We start from the raw sequence: 19,068 nt of genomic DNA on the forward strand, positions 1-19,068 counted from the left end.
GATGTGTATAAGAGACAGGAACGAAGCTGTCGCCGACGATGTCGAACGGTTGCGGACTGCGAACCGTCAGTCGCGGTATCTGCATGGCAGGACTCCTTTCCGCTGGTCTCCGGCCCATCCTGGGTCGGGCTGCGCCGGCTGCACACGGGTAGTGGGCTACTCGATTCCTGCGCCGGGCGGGCCCGCCGGGACCGGGATCGCCGGGATTTCAGGTAGTCGGCTACTCGCGTCACGGCCGGCTTGCCGCGCGAACATCGGTGCCAACCACTTCGCGATCTCCGTCAGACTGGGAGGCACTCCTCATGCCTATGTGGATCGAAACGGCCGGGGCCCCTGCGCCTTTCCCGGTATCGCTGGTTGACCGGCGGTGCCGCCTGGGGGACTACACCAGGCAGACCATCCCCGCTGTCAACGTGCACAGCGAGGTCATCGCCTACGCGTCACCGGACTCCACCTACGCGGTGACCAAAAGACTCCTCGACGCCGCCACCCGGTCGATCCTGATCGGCATCTACGACTTCTCCGCCGCCTACATGAAGCAGTTGCTGCTTGACGCGCTGGCCCGCAAAGTGGCGGTGTCGCTCATGCTCGATATCGACAGTCCCGCAGAGGCCGGGCTTTTCCGGGAACTTGTCGACATGGGGGTGGTGGGCGTGCCGGCGCCGTCGTGCGCCAACCCCAGTGTTCAGGTCTTTGCGTCCGCGCACGAGAAGGTCATCGTGATAGACGACGAGTGGACGCTGGTGCAAAGCGGCAACTACAGCGCCAATTCCATCCCGCTCAACGAGGCCGACGGAGGTGGCGGTCCGGTGTTTCGCACCGGGAATCGGGACGCGGGGCTGGCGATTCGTTCCCCGGAGCTGGCCGCGCTGTTCACCCGGATCCTGAGGCGCGATATGGCCGCGGTGCCCGCGGTCGCCGCCGACGGACTCGGCGAGCCGCCGCAACCGGGGATGATCCTGGTGGAGCGAGCGCCGACCGACCGGCCGTCGCAACTGTTCACCAGCCGCACGTTCGAACTCGACGCGCCGCTGACCATCCAGCCGGTGCTCAGTCCCGACAACTACCTGGACGTGATTCCCGCGCTGATTCGCACGGCAACGCACTCCATTCTCCTTGAGCAGCAGTACATCAGGGCCGACCAGGCCCAGGTCCGGGTACTCCTGGACGCCGTCGCCGCGGCGCGTCGGCAACATCCGCAGCTGGAGGTGCGCATCGTCCTCGGCAAGATCTTCGACCGGTCGGATCTTCCGCGCGAGTACCGCAACCTCGATGTGCTCGCCGCGGACTACGACCTCAAACTGGACGCCAATATCCGCTACATCAACACCGATCAGCTGGTGCACTGCCACAACAAGATGATCGTGATCGACGGCGCAGCGGTATTGGTGTCGTCGCAGAACTGGTCGGACTCCGCGCTCACCAAGAACCGTGAGGCCGGACTGTGGGTGCCGCATGCGGGGATCGCGCAGTACTTCGCGCAGATCTTCGCGACCGACTGGGACAGCGCATTCACCAGCCCCGAGCAGGGCCTGGGGACCGCCCGGCTGAACCGTGCCGAGCTCGCCGCCGGCGGTTTGGTGCGTGTCGAGCCCGCCGACTACGACGAAGTGTGATTCCCACTGCCGATTTCGCGTAGTCGGCTACTCGTGACCGCAAGCGGCGACCGCGCCGAGCATGGGCGGTGTCCACCAATGGAACGCCCCAAACAGGGGCGCCTGAGCAACCTGGAGGCTGTCATGGACACACGGTGCGGTTGTTTCATCGTTCCCCAGCACGTGCTGGACGAACTTTCCGCCGACGAATCCCTGTCCGCCCGGTCACGCCAGGCGCTGCGTGACACCGGCACGCTCGAGCCGGTATGGCGTCGCCTCCGGGCCGCGCAGATCCGCGCCGGCCAGGCCGGCATGCTGCCGATGGGTGCCGCGGTCTCCGGAGCGCTGGCGTCCCAACCGGAAGCGACGGTGTTTAACTGCAAGAACACCCGGTCGCTTCCCGGCGCGCCCGTCCTCAACCCGGACTCGTCGTCGGATGCCACCGCTGGCCGCGCCTACCACGAGACGCTGGCCGTGGCCGACTTCTACGCCCAGTGTTTCGGACGCAACTCGGTCGACAACGCCGGCATGACCCTGGTCTCGTCGGTCCACTACGACGTGCGTTACTCCAACGCCTTCTGGAACGGCACCCAGATGACCTACGGCGACGGCGACGGCGAGGTCTTCATCGACTTCACCGCGTCAACCGACGTCATCGGACACGAGTTGACGCACGGGGTAACGCAATTCACGGCGGGCCTGAATTACACCAACGAGGCCGGCGGGCTCAACGAGAGTGTTTCGGACGTGTTCGGCACCATGTTCCGGCAGTGGCGGAAGGACCAGACCGTCGACCAGGCCGATTGGCTGATCGGAGCCGACATCATCGGGCCCAAGGCCGCCGCTAAGGGCTATACCTGCCTGCGCGACATGGCCGACCCCGGCGCCCAGCACTGCCTGTCCCGGCAGCCCTCGGATTACCGAGACTACGTGCCAGGCGGCGATCCGCACACCAACAGCGGCATTGCCAACCACGCGTTCTACCTTGCCGCCAAGGCCATCGGCGGACAGTCCTGGGAGAAGGCCGGCAAGGCGTGGTACGCGGCACTCACCAGCCCCAAAGCCTCGCCGAACATGAAGATGAAGGCATTCGCCAACCTGACGCGGTCGGCGGCAAAGTCCTTGTTCGCGACGGATTCCGCTGTATACAGTGCAGTTGACGCCGCGTGGGAGGCGGTCGGCGTCGCGTAGCGCAAGCGGGGCACCCATGAATGAATACGTCATCGAAAGGCGCGGCGGACTGGCCGGATTGCCAGCCACAGGTCGCGTGGCGGCCGACGCCCTGGATTCCCAGTCCCGGGCGGCGCTGGACCGCCTGATCGACAGCGCGGCGCCGCTGCCGCCCGATCCCGGCGCTGATCGCTACACGTATCTGGTGACGCGCCGAACGCCGGCCGGGGAGACCGCCCGGGAAATACCCGAAAGCCTGCTGCCGCAGTCGGTGACCAGGCTGGTGCGAGAAACGATCTAGCGCAACATATCCCAGGGAGCACCGATGATCACGCTGCAGCGACACATCGACGACGCCGGCGATCACGCGCCCGGCGCAGACCAGGTGGCCGACCTGGGCGCGGTGTCCAGGCCGCTGCGCGTCGTGCTGGTGGTCTGGGTGGGACTCGACGCCGCACTGGTGCTCGGATTGGCTGTCCGTAATGCGACCCTGACCAGCGCCGCGTGGGACCTGATCGGGACGGCGCTGCTCGCCGCGATCGGCATCACCTGCGCGCTGGCATCGATCCAGATCGCGAAGAAGTCGCGGGGCGCGGCGCTGACCGCCACCGTGAGTCAGGTCTTCATCGCGAGCCTGGCCGTCTATGTCTGGATGGTCGATCAGCGCAGCCCGGTAAGTCAGCTCCTGGGTGTCACGGGCATCGTGTTGTTGATGGGCGGTATCGCCCTGTGCTGGGTGCTCTACCTCGGCCGCTACGCGCGCGGTGCGTTCAGCAGGGGCGCGGCCGTCGCGGTCGCACTGTTCCCGTTGGTGGGCCTGGCTCAGTTCTGGATGCAGACCGAATACCTGCCCGCGTCCGCACGCCCGCTCGTCGACCTCAACGCCGAGCTGTCGCCGACGGGCTCGACCGGCCCGATCGTCCATCTGTCGGCGACGGTGACCCTGCACAACCGTGGCCCGGTGCAGGTCGAGGTACCGGCGGGGCTGATGCGCGTGACGGCATATCCGGTGGGAACGCCGGAAGAACCGGCCAGCACCGAACACCTTCTCGCCGGGCTGACGCCGCAGGGCCGGGTCCTGAAAGGCGAGTACCGCCAAATCCCTAACCTTCCGGTGGAATCCCAGCTGCTGTACGCCAACCTGTTTGCGGCCCCGTATGACTACACCTTTCTCTCGCCCGGGGGAACGGTGCAGCACAAAGTGGTGATCGACATCGACTCGCGCAAGGTCCGGCTGGTCCGGCTCTCGGTGACCGGAGTCGTGGTCACCCGCCGGACGCTGAAGGACACCCATACGTGCTACCCGCCGCAAGTCTCGCTTGTGCGCGACCCGTTCGCCTTCTTCGACGAGGCCGGCAAGATGCACGACTTCGGCGACGGCAAAGCGGGCGTCTTGTGCGCCGAATCCCGTTTCGCCTCCACCGGTGCCATCCAGGAGCTGGTCGCGGATCATCCGATGTCGAGGGTCTACGTCGTGGTCGATCCACCGGCGCCGACTTGGGAGGCACCGGATCTGATGACGTTCTACGGCATCCGCGACACCATCGACGATCCGCTTCGGCACGTCGACACCATGGACCAGATCGACAGAGCGAATCCCACCGCGATTGTGACGAACTCAGCCGAGTATGTGCCGTCGGACGCCGATGTTGGGCGTTGACGCAGGTGAATTCGGGTACGGCGCTACTCGTGCCGGCCGGCGACGATCAGGCAGATAGTGGGATACGGCCACCGTTGGAAAGGGATGCGCCATGACCCGCTCATCAGGCAACCGCGCGAACACCGATGCTGTCGTTCGCTGGATGGACACCGGCGCCGGCAGAACCGATCCGGAGCCGACGGCGCTGGCGCCCATCACGCCGGCGAAGCGCAGACTGCACGCCGCGTGGCGAGAATCCGCGCAGAGCCGGATCGTCGATCTGGATGTCGAGATCGACTGTCTGATCGAGCAGTTGGGCAGCGAGATGTCCGCGGCGCAACGACGCCGGCTGGGCGTGGCAAAGGGCAGGCTGCGCGCCGCTGACGCGGCCGTCAAGAGCCGCCCGGGATTGCGCTATGCCTGGACGGGCGTCGATGTCGCCCGGGCGCTGGGGCACATCAACGCGGTCGAAATCACCCTCACCGCACTGTCGCCGCCGGACGCCGTCGCCGCGAAACTGCCCGACATCATCGCCGACGCAGCTCTGCTGCTCAAGCCGCACGATGCCCGGCTGGACGACCTGCGCAAGTACGCCGCGAAACAAGCCCTCACCGACCAGGACCGCGGCGCCATCGCCCAGGACGTGCGGGCCATCTACGCGGCCTGCGCCGACGAACACGTCCGGACGCGCAGCTTTCGCAATCTGCTGTTCGGAGCCACCTTCGTGCTCACGCTGTTCGCTGTCGGCATCGGACTACTCGGCTGGCGCGCGCCGGGCTGGTTCGCGCTGTGCGCGGCAGATCATCCGGCGGCAGCCACCTGCCCGACGGGGGGATGGGCGCCCACCGGGGGTGACGTCTTCCTGGTCGAACTCATCGGACTGTTCAGTGCGGGGTTGTTGGGGTCGGTCGCCATTCGCCGGATGCGCGGCTCCTCGACGCCGTACGCGGTTCCGATGGCCTCGCTGCTGGTGAAGTTGCCGACCGGGGCGCTGACGGCGTTGGCCGGGCTGCTGCTGATCCGCGCCGGTGTCCTGGGCCCCGATGTCGCCGCCGCGGGCCGAGCGCAGCTCGTCGCCTACGCGCTGATCTTCGGCGGCTCGCAGCAGGCCTTCACCAGGCTCATCGACATTCAGACCCAGAACGTGCTCGACAGCATTCCCAGCCGCAACCGCGACGCGGCCAAACCGGCCCACGCCGGCCCGGACGGCCGGTGAGCCGCCGACGTCACAGCGCGATCCGGATGGGCGTCGCCGGAGTCGCCGCGATCGCGTCGAGCCCCCTGATGTTGCCCGCGATATTGCGGCTTTCCCGCTCGGCGATCTCGCGGATGACCGCCTGCGACACCGGGGACAGCGCGGCTGCCTCGAATACCGACACCACCTGGCGGGCCACCCAGCGGTCGCGGACCCAGATCGTGGGGCCGTGTGCGATCACCGGCTCTTGCGCCAGCAGCGATGCGAAGCGCCAGGCGCTGTCGCGCATCGCCCGCACCGCGGCGTTGATGGCGAACAGCTCGCCGGACCCCAACAACGCATACAGCTCGCCCAAGGCCGGTGACAGCTGGTTGAGCCGGCCGACGACGTCGCTGACCTGGGCCGCCAGCACCGCATTGATCGCGGTGAAGTCCTCACGCAGTGTCCACAGCGCCGGTCCGGGCGAAACCTGGACCGCGGCGATACCCAGATCCAGTGCGATATGTGCGGTGACCCCGGCGACCAGGTGCTGCACCAGGATCGGGTCGCCCGCGCTCGCCTCGCCGAATGCCACCGCCCAGGAACGGGTTGGCCGGGGGTACCGCTGTGGATGCAGGTGCCCGTTGAGTGCGTCGAGGTAGCGGTTGGCGAAGGCGACGTCGAACCGCTCCATCCGGGGCCCGTCGGCGAACACACCTTGGGCTATGGCTGTGCGCACCGCGATGGTGATCCGTTTGTACAGTGCCGCAAAGTAGCCCAGGCGGCTCGACGAGGTGATCGACCACTCGACCACGGCATCGATGCGGGCGATCACCTCGTCGAGCGTGGTGGCCGCGGGCAGATCCGGTGGGGGCGCGAAGGAGTTCATCTTTCCGAGGATCCACCGGTGGGGTCGCGGTCGCTAGCGTAGTCCGCTACGTCACTTGTTGCGCCGCAGTTCTTGGCGCACAGGCGGGTAGCGCGCTACTCGCGTGCGGGGCGTGCGAGCGGTCCTAGCGTTGTCCCCGAGTACGGAAGGGGCGCAGATGTCTTCGATCAATCCGTTCTGGCTGCCCGACGTGCTGCGCCGCGAAGGACTCGATGTCGTGGAGTTCCCCCGTTGGCGGTTTCGCGGGCTCGGCGACTTCACCGACATCTGGGGCGTGATCTGCCACCACACCGGTGCGAACGAGGCGCCGCCGGAGCGCATCGCAGGCGGCACCGTCGGGGTGACGGGCCCGCTCGCTCAGTTGCACCTGGCTCAGAACGGCACGGTCACCGTTGTCGCGGCCGGCACCGCGCGGCACGCCGGCTCGGGCCGCTATCCCGGCCTGCCCGCCGACCAGGCGGATCAGCACACGATCGGTATCCGCGCGGTGAACACCGGAACCGAAGGCTGGGGGCCGCCGCAATATGACGCGCTGGTGCGCTGCTGTGCGGCGATCCTGCGCAGACTGGGCCGGCCCAGCACCCATGTGCTCGGGCATCGGGAGTGGAACCCGCGCAAGTGGGACCCGGGTGCACTCGATGTGGAACGCTTGCGCGCGGACGTCGCCGCACGGCTGAGCGCACCGCGGGCCGCCTACGAAACCTTCCGCAGCACAGGCGAAGGCAGGTAGTTGCCTACGCTATGGGCGCGTTTTCGGCAGATCGATGATCGGGATTGGAAGTCACCACCCGAGATTGGAGTCGATATGCCCACCAAGAAGGCCGGACTGAAGACGCTGGCCACAAGCACAACTCAGCCCCATGTCACCCGGGCCGCGTCGCGCACGGCGCACAACGGGAACGGCACCGCACGCATGGTCTTCGGTTCGGCGTCCGGGGACAACCCGCAAGGGGCAACGCCATCTGTGGTTGCGGCCGACGGTGACGCACGCGGCGGTGCCAATGCCTACGGTGCCTTCTCGGTCGAGACCTTCGCCGACGCGGGGTCGCTGATGTACACCCACGAGGATGCCGCCGGCTTCCTCGGATACGTCGGCAAGTTCACCGCACCCAACTTCTGGTACAAGGACGGCAACGTCCAGATCTGGTCCTACTACGAGGACTTCGACGACTGGCAGGACACCTATGGCATGGACGCGGTCAACGTCGCCTACCATTCCGGGCACGGCGGCCGCCGCGCGGACGGCAGTGTGTGGTTCCCGCTGGGCGGCAACTGGAACAACCAGGGCACCAACGCATGGGCGTCCAACATGCGGCTGGGCAACGAACGGGCCAACTACCTGTTCTGGTCCACCTGTTTCGCCTGCCCCGTGTACGCCCCGCTGAACCCGATCATCACCTGGAACTCGGCGAATCTCGGCTTTCGCATGCTGTTCGGTTTCGAGACCACGAGCGTGGATGACGGCAACTACGGCAAGTACTTCTTCGAGGAGTGGAACAAGGGGAAGTCCTTCAGCACTGCCTGGATGGACGCCAGCTGGCGGATCTCTCACGGCCAGGTGCCGTCTGTCGTCGCCTGCGGCGCAACGCAGGCCGAGGCCAGCGACCGCCTCAACAACGAACGTCTGTTCAACTTCGGGCACGTCAGCAAGAACTGGTGGCAGTGGCGCTGGTACTACGCGTCGAGTCTGGCGCCGGCGAATCTGAATACGCGGGAACGGCAGCTCACCGTCCCGGTCGATGTCCGCGGCGCGCGACTGCGGCCGATCGAGGTCAGCCCGAAAGCCCTTCGCTCGGCGGTCGAGCGCTTCGGGGTCCGGGTCAGCATTTCCCGCGAGGTCGCGGTGTCGGCCACCGGCGCGTTCCGGATCGGCGACGGGGATGCCCGGCTGGCGTTCGGCGCCGACGGGTCGCTGGAAGCGCAGCTCGAGCACCACAACGACAGCAACCACGACCAGATCCCGGTGAGCCAGGCGGGGGCCATCGCCCAAGAGGCCCTCGGCCTGTACGGGTTGACCCGTGACGCCGAGTTGGTCTTCGACAAGGTGCAATACGCCGCCGAGGCCGGCGGCAGCGCCAACGGTGACGGCGAGTTGCTGGACCCGGTGGTGACCGGCACGACGGTGACGTTCAGACAGATGATCAACGGTCTGCCGGTGGTCACCCCCGGTGCCGGCGAGGTGCGGGTCTGTGTCGACAACGACGGCACGGTCACCCGGGTCGCCAGCTCGGTGCGCACCGTGGACCGGCTCACCCGCGGCGTGGGCGGCGGCAGCCCGACCCCGACCCCGGACGGCGCCGAACAATCCACGCGTGTCACAGCCGACCAGGACCCGGTAGAGCAGCGTCTCGGGGCGTCGTGGGCGCAGCACATGGCGCGCTGGGCCACCAAGGGCCAGATGCCGGTGGGCTACTCGCTGGTGCCCGGCACCACCGAAGTCGGCTACGCCGTGCAGCTCGACCAGGCGGTGCTGGTGGCCACTCGTGAGATCGAGGTGGACTTCGGCAACGGCCTGTTCAAGCGCTACCGCGTCGAGGCCCCGCTCGACTGATTCCACCGCCGCGACGAAACCCGGGTCCGGCGAAAGCGAACCCGGGTTTCGTCGGCTGTGTTCGCCCTACCGCGATGCCGCCACAACCGTGACGGCGAAGCGGCTGAGCACGCCGGTGTCGCCCTCCCAGCTTCGCCGGTAGGTGAGCCGCAGGACGCTTTCACCCGGCGCCCGAACCCTGAGGTGAAAGCAGGCCACACCGGCCGAACCCGTCGCCGCGGGATAGTCGCCGGAGGTTTCGGTGAGCTCCAACAATCGCTCATCGAGACTGTCGACGCCCCAGCGGTAACCCGCTGGGGCGTTTTCCGGCAGTCGTAGCTCGATCGTGTCACCGACCCGCAGCTGAATGCGGCGGCCGTCGTCACGCTCGGTCAGACGCAATGCCATCGTGCCGCGCGCCTCGTGATCACAACGCCACCCCGTAGCTCTCGTTGAAGAAGGCGCCGTTGATGTACTCCGGGCTCGCGTAGCCGAAACCGTCGTCACCCCAGCCGGTGCCCCAACTGTTGCGCAGGATGAAGCGCCCTTCGTCGGTGTAGCCGACCACCGTGACGGCATGGCCGCCCCGGACGGTGGCGGGCTGGAACTGATCCAGCTTGCCTCCCGTCGTCGCCGCGTTGTCCCACGTCGCATCCACGTTGAGGCCCACCAGGATGGGGCCGTGCTGGCTCAGCCAGGCACGCCAATTGTCCAGATTGAGCTGCAGGTTGAAATACGACGCGATCTTGTGCGTCGCGGCGGTGGCGTAGAAGGTGTTCTCGTTGCCGGAGTACATCGCGGTGTTGATCTTGAAGGGCAGCATGGACTCGGGCACCGCGCCGTAGTTGCGCAGAATGTCGGCCGCCGCCTTCAGCGTGGTACCTGCACCTTCGATCATCGTCTCCGGCCGCGAGGTGAACTGGTCGGTCTCCTTGGACGCCATCCAGGCGAACCGCGGTGACAACCTCTCCGTCTTCGCCAGCCGGCCGGCCGTCACGAACATGTACCGCGCCACCCCGTCGGTCGACGCCCAGCCGACGCACGATCCGGTGTTGCCCTGATCGCCGATGCCCCACCATGAGCTGCGCAGGTCCACGTGGGCCGGCAGGGCGGCCGGGGCGCCGAGGACCCCCGCAGCCAGCGCGTCGGTGAACTTCCAGTCGGTTTGCATGCTCTTCGGCGGTGTGGGAACCAGATTGCAGATCCGCTTGCGTTCCCTGCGCCGTGTTGCGACCTTTGCCATTTCAGTGACCTCCTGTGATCGGTCCGGGCGCGATGCCCGGGTAGGAATCCAATGATCCGGAGCGCAAAGGGGATTCAGCACGGGTAGTGGGCTACCTCAAACTGAGGTGAGCGCGGGTCACGTGGCAAGGCCACACCCGACCCGGCCTGCTCATCGCGCGGCTCAGTCCTCGAAATGACGGTCGTAGTCCCAGCGCTCAAGCCACAACTGCGCCTCATGCGCTCCGCTGGAAAAGAGCAGGATCAGCATGGCCACGCAGCCGGCGACGATGACGCTCATAGCCGGTACATCTCGCGCGCCATGCGCGAGGGCTCCAGGTAGTCACGTACGCGCGGGTACCGCGCCGGTGGGTCGGGCAGGCTGGGCAGCGACGCCAGTGCCCGACGGGCTATGGCCATCAGCCGGTGCCCGGCGCGCAGACGCGGCAAATCCACCGGTACCGTCCCAGGCAGCGTCGCCCCTGCGGTGACAAGAGCGGGGGCCGGCAGCGGTACGGAATTAACCGCTTCGACAATTGCGGCGGTTCGCGGTTGCGATAACACAGACATTTCAATTTCTCCTGACATCGTCGGTCGTGTGATGCGAGAAAATTAGGTCCGCCGGGCAACCGGCGGCACGAGTGGAGCGCTACCTGACTTCCGCCACGGGTGACCACGAATCCACAGGTAAAGGGGTGTACGCGCGCCCCGGAATCACCGAAGATGAAGTATTCGAATACTCGTGTTCGCTGCGATGTGACGTTCCACGATCGATGAGGGCGGAATGGGCGCCGAAAAAGAACACAGAGAGGCGGTATCGAAGTGCGCGCAACAATGTCGCGGTTGATGTCGAGAGCCGCAGAAAAGGCCGATCGCACAATCGGGTGGTCGCGCTTACCGAGGCCGTTGGCCCTGGCCGTTCTGGTCGGGCTGCGCCATCAGTTGCGGGCATACAACCTTTACGACGCCGGGCGCGGCGCCGCCGACCAGCCGCCCGATGACGGGCCGGTGTTCGGCAACCGCCTGGCTGCCCGCACTCTCAACGGCACCCATAACGACATCGACGACCCGCTGATGGGCTCGCTGGGAAGCAGGTTCGGCCGCAACGTTCCCCCGGAATACACCTATCCGGAGGATCCCGAGGCGCTGCTCGAGCCCAATCCGCGGCTGATCAGCCGGCGGCTGCTCGTCCGCGACGACTTCCAGCCGGCGACCACGCTGAACCTGCTGGCCGCCGCGTGGATCCAATTCGAGGTCCACGACTGGTTCAGCCACGGCACCGTCGACACCCAGCCCTGGCAGATCCCGCTGCACGACCACGATCCCTGGCCGCAGCGGCCGATGACCATCAAACGGGCGGCGCCCGACCCCAGCCCCGACCCGCAGGGTCCGCCCACCTTCGTCACCGGGGAGACCCACTGGTGGGACGCCTCGCAGATCTATGGCTCCACACCGGAATTCTGCGCGGCGCTGCGCACCGGCCACCGCGGTCAGCTCAAGCTCGACCAGCTGGGATTGCCGCCGGTCGAACTGGAGCGCCATCTCGACCTGACCGGCGCCGCCGGGAACTTCTGGGTCGGCCTGGCCATCTTGCACTCACTGTTCATGCGTGAGCACAACGCGATTTGCGACCGGCTCGCGCAGTGCTACCCGCAGCTGGGGGATCAGGAACTGTACGACAAGGCTCGGCTGGTCAATGCCGCGCTGATCGCCAAGATCCACACCATCGACTGGACACCGGCCATCATCGCCCACCCCACCACCGTGCTTGCCATGCGGGCCAACTGGTTCGGTGTTCTGGGGGAGCGGTTCCGGCGCCGCTTCGGGCGCATCACCGACAGCGAGGTGCTGCAGGGCATACCCGGATCGCCCACCAACCACCACGGCGTTCCCTATTCGCTCACTGAGGAATTCGTGGCGGTGTACCGCATGCATCCGCTGATCCCCGATACCTTCCTGTTCCGCTCGCTGGCCGACGACTGTGTCGTGGCCGAACACGAGTTCTCCGATCTGACCCTTCGGCACGTGCGTGAGCGGCTCGACGAGATCCCGATGGCGCACCTGTTCTACTCATTCGGCCGAGCGCATCCCGGTGCCCTCACGTTGCACAACTTTCCCCGGCAGCTGCAGCACTTCGAGCGCCCGGACGGATCGCTGATCGACCTGGCCGCCACCGACATACTGCGGGTGCGCGAGCGCGGCGTGCCCCGCTACAACGAGTTCCGGCGCCTGTTGCGCCTCAAACCGGTGTCATCGTTCGACGAGCTGACCGACAACCCGGTGTGGGCGCAGGAACTCCGCCAGGTCTACGCGGACGTGGAGCAGGTCGACCTGATGGTCGGGCTCTATGCCGAACCCAAGCCCCGGGGATTCGGCTTCAGCGACACCGCATTTCGGATCTTTGTGCTGATGGCGTCGCGGCGGCTGGCCAGCGACCGCTTCTTCACCCGGGACTTCCGGCCCGAGGTCTACACCCAGGCGGGCCTGGACTGGGTCGCCGACAACGACATGCGCAGCGTGCTGCTGCGGCACTTTCCGGCACTCGAGCCCGCCCTGGCCGGCGTCGCCAATCCCTTCGCGCCGTGGCACCCCGTCGGCGCTGCGCCGTCCACGGCACCGAAGGCGACTGCCGGCCGCGCCGCGCCGAACTACGTGCGCTACCGGGAGGACCTGGAGCAGCCACGGCCCGACGAGAACGAGGTGATCGAGCGGATCACCGCCGCACTGCGCCACAACAACGAACGGGCCTACCGGAAGTTCAAGCATGGGCTGCGCGACGCGCACGCCAAGAGCCATGCGATCCTGCGCGGCGAACTGTCCGTCTACCCCGATCTGCCCGAGGAACTGGCGCAGGGGCTGTTCGCCGCACCCGCGACGTACCCGGTGATCGCGCGGATCTCCACGACGTCGGGTGTGCTGCGCAGCGATCAGATCCGCGGTGTCCGCGGACTGGCGATCAAGGTCCTCGGGGTGGGAGGACCACGGGCTCTGGCCGACGACGATGCCACGACGCAGGACCTCATCATGGTGACCCACCGCGAGTTCCTGTTCGCCGACGCGCACGCCTACCTCGCGCAGGGCATGCCGACCGCTCGCGTCCTGGCGATGCTGCCCGACCGCGCGCTGTGGGCGGGCAGCGAGGTGCTGGCGGCGGCCACCAAGGTCGGCGTGCGGCTGCCGCCGAACCTCGCGGTCTTCATCGCGCCCAACACCCACATCCTGGGCGAGACCTTCTTTTCGTCGGCGCCGCTGCGCTACGGCGACTACGTCGCGAAGATGCTCTACGCGCCGTTGTCGGACTCGGTGAAAAGCCTGCAGGGCCGGCGAGTGCCCCGCGACGCCGGCCCGGAGGCCCACCGGGACCTGATGATCGACTTCTTCGCAGACCAGGGCGCCGAATACGAGCTGCGGGTGCAGCTGTGCACCGACACTGCCACGATGCCGATCGAAGACGCCACGGTGGCGTGGCCGGAAGAGGCGTCACCGCACCGGCCGGTGGCCAAGATAACCTTTCCGCCGCAGAATCCGTGCAGCCCGCAGCGCCGCGCCTTCGGCGACGATGTGCTGTCGTTCAACTCCTGGCGAGCTCTGGCAGATCACCGGCCGCTGGGCTCGATCAACCGCCTCAAGCTGCGGGTCTACGAGGCGTCGAGCCAGTACCGCCACCACGTCAACGCCGCGCCGCGCCTCGAACCGGTCGACATCGGGCAGCTGCCGGATTGATCCGATTTCTGCTGGTGAGGTGCCCGGGGCCGACTTAGACTGTCTATCCATGGCAGGCGGGTGGCGGCTGCTTGATCGCCCCGCGGAATGCGAGGCGATCCGGTCCTGTCTGACGGGTGAGGACTGTCGCGGTGTCGTGCTGGTGGGCTCCGCCGGAGTCGGCAAGACGACCTTGGCCCGCGCCGTCACCGCATCGCTGCCCTCCCGGGTGCACTGGGCGGCGTGCACGGAGTCTTCCCGCAGCATCCCGCTGGGGGCGTTCGCCCAGTGGGTGGAGGCGTCGGCGTCGCGCGACCCGATCGCGCTGCTGACATCGGCGCGGAAATCCCTGGTGGCTGACGGCGACACCGTCATCGGCGTGGACGACGCGCACCTGCTGGACCAGCTGTCGGCGACTCTGCTGCACCAGCTTGTGGTGGAGGGCGCGGCGCGGGTGGTGTGCACGGTGCGCAGCGGCGAACCGGTGTTGGACGCGGTGACCGCCTTGTGGAAGGACGCGCACCTGCAGCGCCTCGAACTGCACGTGTTGTCCAAACAACAGTGTGTCGCGCTGGTCGAATCGGTCCTGGGCGGGACGCTCGAGGGACTCAGCGCCGACGTCATGTGGGAATCGACGGGCGGCAATCCGCTGTTCCTGCGGCACCTGGTCGAAGGGGCTGTCGACGCGGGAACCCTGACCGAAGTCAACGGTGTGTGGCAGTTGCGTGGGCCGACCAAGGTGCCGTCGGGCCTGGCGGCGTTGCTCGACGAGCGTCTCGACCGCGCCGGCAACGAGGTGGTGGGCGCCTTGAAGCTGCTGGCGCTGTGCGAACCACTGGACATAGACGCGTTGTGCGAGCTGGCCGGGGAGGAGGCGGTGGACGCCGCCGAGGTGCAGGGGCTGATCCGCGTCACACAGGACGGTCGGCATCTCAGCGCCCGGTTCAGCCACCCGGTGTTCGGCGACGTCGTGCGCCGCCGGATCGGCACCGCCTCCGCGCGCAGCCTGCGGGGCCGCATCGTGAAGGTCCTTCGCGAACGCGATCTGGATTCGGCTGCCGACCGTATCCGGCTGGCGCACCTGTGCATCGACAGCGACCAGCAGGTCGACATGGAGTCGCTGATCAGCGCGGCCAAGGATGCGATCTTCTTGTCGAACCTGCCCCTGGGGGAGCGGTTGGCGCGCTCGGCTTTCGAGCGGGGCGGCGGCCTGCGTGCCGCCGAGCTGCTGTCGCGGGCGCTGTTGTGGCAGGGGCGCCCGGTGCAGGCCGACGAGATCCTCACCCGTTTCGATCCCGCCCACCTCGATGAGCTGCAGCTTGTGCAGTGGGGCATCCCCCGGTTGTCGATCCTGTTCTGGTCGATGGGCGATATCGCCCAGGCCACCGCGCTGCTGGAACTGCTGCACAGCCGCGTCGAACACCCGGCCCTCAAACTCATCGTGGACGCCACCGGATCGGCGATGGCGATCCACCAGAACAAGATCGAGGAGGGGCTGGCCGCAGCCGAGCGGGTGCTGGCAGACCCGCACGCCCCCAAACAAGCCGTCGACTTCGCCGCGTTCGGTGCGGGCCTGGCCATGCCGCTGGCAGGTCGCGGCGGCGAGTTCGCATCGATCGCCGCCAGGTGCCGCGCCGAGCAGAAGGCCACCGACGGCATGCTGCGCGGGATGGTGCGGTACGGCGACGTGCTCGCGCTGACCTGTATCGGGGAGCTCGACCAGGCCGATCAGCGGGTAGCCGAATACACGCAGTTCTCCTCGGCCGGCCAATTCGTCGGGTGGGCCATCGCCAAGATCATGGCCGGCCTGGTCGCGACCTATCGGGGCCGATTCCGCGACGCCATCTCCTCGATGGAGCAGGCGATCGCGGCGTTGGCCGCCGAAGCCTCGCTGCCCTGGCAGCTGCCGGCGCGGGTGCTGCTGGTGCGCGCGTATGCCGCGCTGACCAACATCGACGAGGCGGAGCGGGTGCTCGACGCCACCCAGGAACACACCGGCCCGCATGAGGCGCTGTGGGAACCCCAGCTGATGATCGCCAAGGCGTGGCTCGCCGCCGGGAAGGGCGGCCAGCGCTCGGCGGTCGACTTGGCCCGTGCTGCTGCCGATCTGGCCCGCACCGCGGGTCAGTGCGCGGTCGAAGCTGAGGCGTTGCACCATGCCGCCCGGTTCGGTGACCGCACCGTCGCGGGCCGGCTGGCGACGTTGGCCACCCGCGTCGGGGGGACGGTCGCGGGCTGTTATGCCCAGCATGCGCGTGCGGTGGGCACCTCGGACGCGGCCGCACTCGACGCGGTCAGTGTGGAACTGGAAGCCGCCGGCATGGTGTTGTCCGCCGCCGACGCCGCCGCGCAGGCGGTGCCGCTGTATGAGCGTGCGGGTCAGCGGCGCCGCAGCGCGGAGTCAGCGGCGCGGGCGCTGCGGCTGGCCACCCAATGCGACGGGGCGATGACGCCGGCCATCAGAGCGGCGGCGCGACCGCTGCCGGTGACGGCCCGCGAGCGGGAGATCGCGGCCCTGATCGCCCGTGGCCTGTCGAATCGGCAGATCGCCGAGCGGCTCACGGTGTCGGTTCGTACGGTCGAAGGCCATATCTACCGGGCCTGCATCAAACTCGACATCGCCGACCGCGACGACCTCGCCAAGATCGTCTGGCAGGAACCCGCCAACTAGTCACCGCCCACCGCGAAACCGACGTTGTGCAGACGGCTACTCGCACTTTTCCTGCAGAACGTCGGGCTCGTGGTGCTCAGGCCGGGTGCTCGTCCCAGCTTCCCGGCAGCATCGGCACCCGCGGCTCGGCGTCGAGCCCGTCGCCGGTCAGCACCGCGATGCCCGCGGCCTGCCGGCGCCCGTCGGCGGCCGTCCCGGCGAAGCCCAACGGTCCGGCGCCGGAGCCCGAGGCGCTCGCCGTCGCCGGCGGCGCACCCCAGTCCGGGGTCACCGAGACGTTCATGTCCATGTACTCGTCGCCGAACCCGCGCTGTTTGACGCGCTGGCGCCGCCGGCGCTGCTGCGCCAGCGTCAGCGCCGCGGCGTCGGCGGGCGCGTCCTGGTCTTCGGCGGCGTCTTCCTCCGCACTGCGGGAGCGCCGCGCACCGCTGGCGCGCCGCGCCGGCGACGCAACGCTGCTCACCAGATACAGGCAGGAGGTCGGCCCGAAACCGACACCCGGACCGCCGCCGGCCGCCCCGCCCGCCGGCATCCCGGCGCTGACGTTGACCGGCGCGGCCTGACCGGCCGAGGAGATCGGCTCGGCGCAGGGGCAGGCCTCGGCACCCGCAGGCACCGGGGCGCCCGCGGCCACCGGCGTGGCAGCACCGGCCACCGGCAGCGGCGGAGTCGGCTCGGGCATGTGGTCGAGCGCGCCCACCGCGCCGACAGCGCCGAGCGCACCCAACCCGGCGGCGGCGGTCAAGGCGGGCGCGGCGGCCATGACGATGGGGATCGCCATCTGCACCGCGATCTGCCCCAGCGGCCACAGCAGCGTCAGCGTGTGGAAGGTGGTCCAGCCCAGGGCCCCGGCCAGAATCGGGGACATACCCGGAATCTGCAGCAGCATCTGGCTGACCGAGCTGGCGAACGGAAACGCCTCGATCGGATATCCGTCGACCCCCAGCAGCGACCACAGCCACCTGGCGATCGGGTCCGCGAAGCCCATGTTGTACTGCCGAAGCAGGTCGGCGACTTGTTGTTCCCAGCTCACGGGTGGGGCGGCTTCGGCGGCCGACGCCAGAATCGGCGGTGCGGGCGCGGCCAGCGGAACCGAGGCCAGTGCGGCCCCGGCGATGCCCTGGTAGAGCGTCATCATCTCCGCGGCCTGCACCCACATGCGGGCGTAGTCGGCTTCGTTGAGGGCGATCGGGACGGTGTTGATGCCGAAGAAGTTCGTGGCCACCAGCGTGGCGTGCACGGCGTGGTTGGCGGCGAGTTCGGCCAGCGTGGGCATGCCGGCCAGCGCGGTGGTGTAGGCCGCCGCCGCCGTACGGTGCAGGTTGGCCGTGATGGTGCTGGTGACGGCGCTCTCGGCCAGCCAGCTCAGATACGGTTGGTGCGCGGCCGCGTACTCCAGGGCACTGGGCCCCTGCCAGGTACTGGCCTGCACACCGGCCAGCACCGCCTCCAGCTCGGCGGCCACCTCGGCATACTCCGCGCTCATCGCCGTCCACACCGACGCCGACTCCAGCAGCGGACCGGGTCCGGGCCCGGCGCTCAACAGTGCCGAGTGCACCTCCGGCGGCGAGGCCAACCAGACGGGTGCGGTCATCGAACACCTCATCTCAGCCGTATCGTGATCCCAGTTTGCTCTATCAGTAGTCGCGCTGGGAGCTGGTTTGGTTCCGTGCGAATCAACCTTTGTGTCCGGGCGCTGAATGAGCCACTATGTCGGCATGCGGTGCGAGGTAGTTCGCGAAACCCTGTCGTCGTTGCTGGACGGCGAGCAGCAAGGCCTGCCCGCCCAACAGGTGGATGCGCACCTGGCGTCGTGCCGCAGCTGTCGGCGCTGGCTGGTCGGAGCGGCTGCCCAGGCCCGGCGGCTCAGTGAGATCGACACCGGTACCGAAGCCGGCCCCGACTTGGCCGCACAGATCCTGGCGGCCGCCGGAGTGACGTCGGTCACCGGGATTTCCGATGACGACCGCTGGGCGCACTGGGGTGTGCGACGGCTGGCGCTGATCGCAGTCGGGGCGCTGCAGGTGGCGATGGCGATGGCTCAGATCGCGGGCGTGCACTTCGGCATGGTCTCGGCTCACGGCCACGGCGCAGCCACCGGCGCGCATTTGCTGCATGAGTCCACCGCATGGCTTTTGGCGCTCGGTGGCGCAATGATCGCCGCCGGCGTCTGGCCCTCCCTGGCGGTGGGTGTGGCCGCCATTGCTGGTGTGTATGCACTGGCACTGGGTGGTTACGTGGCTATCGACGCCTACCACGGCCAAGTGACGGCGGCGCGTATCGCCAGCCACCTGCCGGTGCTGATCGGTTTGGTATTTGCTTTGCTGGTGACGCGGGAGCGGGTCGGTGACACGCGCCCGCGCCCGGCTCGGGAAGACGCCCACGGCAGTGCTGCGGGCAGTGCTGCGGTCGCCGCGATCAGCCGCCCCAGGCGCCGTCATCTGCGATCGGTCAACCACGCGGCCGGCTCTACGACC

The 19,068-nt window shown here is 68.2% G+C and carries 14 protein-coding genes and 2 pseudogenes; 11 read left to right on the forward strand and 5 right to left on the reverse strand.

What is annotated here, in order from left to right; translation table 11 throughout:
- Positions 1–302 precede the first annotated feature (302 nt).
- The 5 genes from LI92_RS04405 (at position 303) to LI92_RS21800 (ending at position 5,620) form a co-directional block, all read left to right on the forward strand.
- Positions 303–1,616 (forward strand): phospholipase D-like domain-containing protein, encoded by a 1,314-nt coding sequence (locus LI92_RS04405; RefSeq protein ID WP_046316374.1) that lies wholly within the window; start codon positions 303–305, stop codon positions 1,614–1,616.
- Between the two features lie 123 nt (positions 1,617–1,739).
- Positions 1,740–2,786: a M4 family metallopeptidase gene (locus tag LI92_RS04410; RefSeq protein ID WP_046316431.1), complete on the forward strand. Its 1,047-nt coding sequence runs from the start codon at positions 1,740–1,742 to the stop codon at positions 2,784–2,786.
- Between the two features lie 16 nt (positions 2,787–2,802).
- Positions 2,803–3,066 carry a protealysin inhibitor emfourin gene (locus LI92_RS04415; RefSeq protein ID WP_046316376.1) on the forward strand — a complete coding sequence of 88 codons (264 nt, stop codon included), beginning with the start codon at positions 2,803–2,805 and terminating at the stop codon, positions 3,064–3,066.
- Positions 3,067–3,090: 24 nt separating this feature from the next.
- Entirely contained in the window at positions 3,091–4,425 is a 1,335-nt protein-coding gene (locus tag LI92_RS04420; protein WP_046316378.1) for a hypothetical protein, read from the forward strand.
- A 91-nt stretch (positions 4,426–4,516) separates the two neighbouring features.
- Positions 4,517–5,620 carry a hypothetical protein gene (locus LI92_RS21800; protein ID WP_152665331.1) on the forward strand — a complete coding sequence of 368 codons (1,104 nt, stop codon included), beginning with the start codon at positions 4,517–4,519 and terminating at the stop codon, positions 5,618–5,620.
- 10 nt (positions 5,621–5,630) lie between these two features.
- Here LI92_RS21800 and LI92_RS04430 read toward each other — a convergent pair whose 3' ends face one another.
- Positions 5,631–6,467, reverse strand: coding sequence for a DUF5995 family protein (locus LI92_RS04430; protein ID WP_046316380.1), 837 nt, complete (start codon positions 6,465–6,467; stop codon positions 5,631–5,633).
- 157 nt (positions 6,468–6,624) lie between these two features.
- Between LI92_RS04430 and LI92_RS04435 the strand changes: the two genes are divergently transcribed.
- Entirely contained in the window at positions 6,625–7,197 is a 573-nt protein-coding gene (locus LI92_RS04435; protein ID WP_052740699.1) for a peptidoglycan recognition protein family protein, read from the forward strand.
- Between the two features lie 75 nt (positions 7,198–7,272).
- Complete coding sequence (locus LI92_RS04440) at positions 7,273–9,018, forward strand: DUF6345 domain-containing protein (protein ID WP_052740700.1); 1,746 nt, start codon at positions 7,273–7,275, stop codon at positions 9,016–9,018.
- Positions 9,019–9,084: 66 nt separating this feature from the next.
- Here LI92_RS04440 and LI92_RS04445 read toward each other — a convergent pair whose 3' ends face one another.
- The 3 genes from LI92_RS04445 to LI92_RS23655 form a co-directional block, all read right to left on the reverse strand.
- Positions 9,085–9,405, reverse strand: a complete 321-nt coding sequence (locus LI92_RS04445; protein ID WP_046316382.1) for a protease inhibitor I42 family protein — start codon at positions 9,403–9,405, stop codon at positions 9,085–9,087.
- A 19-nt stretch (positions 9,406–9,424) separates the two neighbouring features.
- Positions 9,425–10,240, reverse strand: a complete 816-nt coding sequence (locus tag LI92_RS04450) for a C1 family peptidase (RefSeq protein ID WP_286134853.1) — start codon at positions 10,238–10,240, stop codon at positions 9,425–9,427.
- 275 nt (positions 10,241–10,515) lie between these two features.
- Positions 10,516–10,674 (reverse strand): hypothetical protein, encoded by a 159-nt coding sequence (locus LI92_RS23655; protein ID WP_192829976.1) that lies wholly within the window; start codon positions 10,672–10,674, stop codon positions 10,516–10,518.
- Positions 10,675–11,052: 378 nt separating this feature from the next.
- On the opposite strand from LI92_RS23655, the pseudogene LI92_RS04455 reads away from it, so the two are divergent.
- The 3 genes and pseudogenes from LI92_RS04455 to LI92_RS04460 form a co-directional block, all read left to right on the forward strand.
- Positions 11,053–12,834 (forward strand): annotated as a pseudogene (locus tag LI92_RS04455) (peroxidase family protein); the annotation flags it as partial.
- Between the two features lie 36 nt (positions 12,835–12,870).
- Positions 12,871–13,941 (forward strand): catalase family protein, encoded by a 1,071-nt coding sequence (locus tag LI92_RS22160; protein WP_082109549.1) that lies wholly within the window; start codon positions 12,871–12,873, stop codon positions 13,939–13,941.
- A 49-nt stretch (positions 13,942–13,990) separates the two neighbouring features.
- Positions 13,991–16,591: a LuxR C-terminal-related transcriptional regulator gene (locus tag LI92_RS04460; RefSeq protein WP_046316384.1), complete on the forward strand. Its 2,601-nt coding sequence runs from the start codon at positions 13,991–13,993 to the stop codon at positions 16,589–16,591.
- Positions 16,592–16,667: 76 nt separating this feature from the next.
- Here LI92_RS04460 and LI92_RS04465 read toward each other — a convergent pair whose 3' ends face one another.
- Positions 16,668–18,185 (reverse strand): PPE family protein, encoded by a 1,518-nt coding sequence (locus LI92_RS04465; protein ID WP_046316387.1) that lies wholly within the window; start codon positions 18,183–18,185, stop codon positions 16,668–16,670.
- 124 nt (positions 18,186–18,309) lie between these two features.
- On the opposite strand from LI92_RS04465, the pseudogene LI92_RS24255 reads away from it, so the two are divergent.
- Positions 18,310–19,014 (forward strand): annotated as a pseudogene (locus LI92_RS24255) (DUF2275 domain-containing protein); the annotation flags it as partial.
- Between the last annotated feature and the right edge of the window lie 54 nt (positions 19,015–19,068).

The sequence above is a fragment of the Mycobacterium sp. UM_Kg1 genome (assembly GCF_000972925.1).
GTDB lineage: Bacteria > Actinomycetota > Actinomycetes > Mycobacteriales > Mycobacteriaceae > Mycobacterium > Mycobacterium hiberniae.

What these genes read in the sequence shown, in the direction of transcription:
- LI92_RS04450 (WP_286134853.1), bottom strand. Translation starts at nt 10,240, where the DNA reads ATGGCAAAGGTCGCAACACGGCGCAGGGAACGCAAGCGGATCTGCAAT.
- LI92_RS04415 (WP_046316376.1), top strand. Translation starts at nt 2,803, where the DNA reads ATGAATGAATACGTCATCGAAAGGCGCGGCGGACTGGCCGGATTGCCA.
- LI92_RS04465 (WP_046316387.1), bottom strand. Translation starts at nt 18,185, where the DNA reads ATGACCGCACCCGTCTGGTTGGCCTCGCCGCCGGAGGTGCACTCGGCA.
- LI92_RS04460 (WP_046316384.1), top strand. Translation starts at nt 13,991, where the DNA reads ATGGCAGGCGGGTGGCGGCTGCTTGATCGCCCCGCGGAATGCGAGGCG.
- LI92_RS04420 (WP_046316378.1), top strand. Translation starts at nt 3,091, where the DNA reads ATGATCACGCTGCAGCGACACATCGACGACGCCGGCGATCACGCGCCC.
- LI92_RS04430 (WP_046316380.1), bottom strand. Translation starts at nt 6,467, where the DNA reads ATGAACTCCTTCGCGCCCCCACCGGATCTGCCCGCGGCCACCACGCTC.
- LI92_RS04405 (WP_046316374.1), top strand. Translation starts at nt 303, where the DNA reads ATGCCTATGTGGATCGAAACGGCCGGGGCCCCTGCGCCTTTCCCGGTA.
- LI92_RS21800 (WP_152665331.1), top strand. Translation starts at nt 4,517, where the DNA reads ATGACCCGCTCATCAGGCAACCGCGCGAACACCGATGCTGTCGTTCGC.
- LI92_RS04410 (WP_046316431.1), top strand. Translation starts at nt 1,740, where the DNA reads ATGGACACACGGTGCGGTTGTTTCATCGTTCCCCAGCACGTGCTGGAC.
- LI92_RS04440 (WP_052740700.1), top strand. Translation starts at nt 7,273, where the DNA reads ATGCCCACCAAGAAGGCCGGACTGAAGACGCTGGCCACAAGCACAACT.
- LI92_RS04445 (WP_046316382.1), bottom strand. Translation starts at nt 9,405, where the DNA reads ATGGCATTGCGTCTGACCGAGCGTGACGACGGCCGCCGCATTCAGCTG.
- LI92_RS04435 (WP_052740699.1), top strand. Translation starts at nt 6,625, where the DNA reads ATGTCTTCGATCAATCCGTTCTGGCTGCCCGACGTGCTGCGCCGCGAA.